Origin of the sequence: Marinobacter sp. UBA2498 (assembly GCF_002341575.1) — a bacterium.
GTDB classification, from domain to species: Bacteria; Pseudomonadota; Gammaproteobacteria; order Pseudomonadales; family Oleiphilaceae; genus Marinobacter; species Marinobacter manganoxydans.
In genome coordinates this window covers 1,375-2,251 of record NZ_DDOI01000135.1, presented here as the reverse complement: position 1 = coordinate 2,251, position 877 = coordinate 1,375, and the positions used below count along the sequence as shown (strand labels likewise).

Genomic DNA, 877 nt, shown 5'->3' with positions numbered 1-877 from the left:
TGGATAGGATGTTCCGGGAAGAAGGCGCTAACAGCCGGGAAAGGGAGCTCCTGGCAGCGATCAAAGAGATCCAGCGCAGGGCCCTGACGCTGACCGACGACCTCCTCGAGCTTCGCCTGGCGGGAGAGATCGACCAGGCCCGGGCATTTCTGCTCAGCGATGTCTCTGGCGCTTACTCGGAGTGGTTGAAACGGGTAAATGCCTTTATTGATTACCAGGAAGAGGTGGTTACAGGTGGCGTGGATGAGGTTCGCGAGGCAGCGAGTACATTCAATGCGTTGAACCTGGCCGTCACCGGTCTCGCGGTGGTTCTGGGTGCCCTGGTGGCACTGGTGATCATTCGCCGATTGAAGAAGATTCTTGGCGGTGAGCCCGAAGACGTTGCCCGGGCCATTCGTCAGCTGGCCGATGGTGAGTTGGACCAGGAGCTCCGGACACGATACCCGGATAGCGTGATGGGCGCGCTGCAGGACACTGTGGAGCGATTGGGCGGCATTATCCGGGAAGTAGGGTCTGCCGCTGAAGAGCTCTCCACTTCCTCCTCTGAACTTGAAAGCACTTCGGATAACAACAGCCGACAGATACGTCTCCAGGCGACCGAGGCGGAACAGATGGCCACGGCGGTGAACCAGATGGCCGCCACGGTGAACGAAGTGGCGGGTTTTGCCGCCAGCGCGGCAACCGCCACCCAGAAAGCCGACATCGAAGTGGAGAGCGGTAATCGCGTGGTGCAGGAAACCGCGGCCTCCATCGGAGAGCTGGCGGAAACCCTGGAGCAGGCAACACAGACTGTGCAGCGCGTGTCCCAGGACAGCGCCAATATCGAAAAGATCATCGAGGTGATCAACGCCATCGCCGAACAGACCAACCTGCTGGC

Annotated in this window: 1 protein-coding gene; it reads left to right on the top strand. The window is 60.2% G+C overall.

The genetic code is table 11. From position 1 onward, the window contains the following. A partial coding sequence (locus B2W52_RS18540; protein WP_286803879.1) for a methyl-accepting chemotaxis protein occupies window positions 1-877 on the top strand: 877 nt, incomplete at both ends.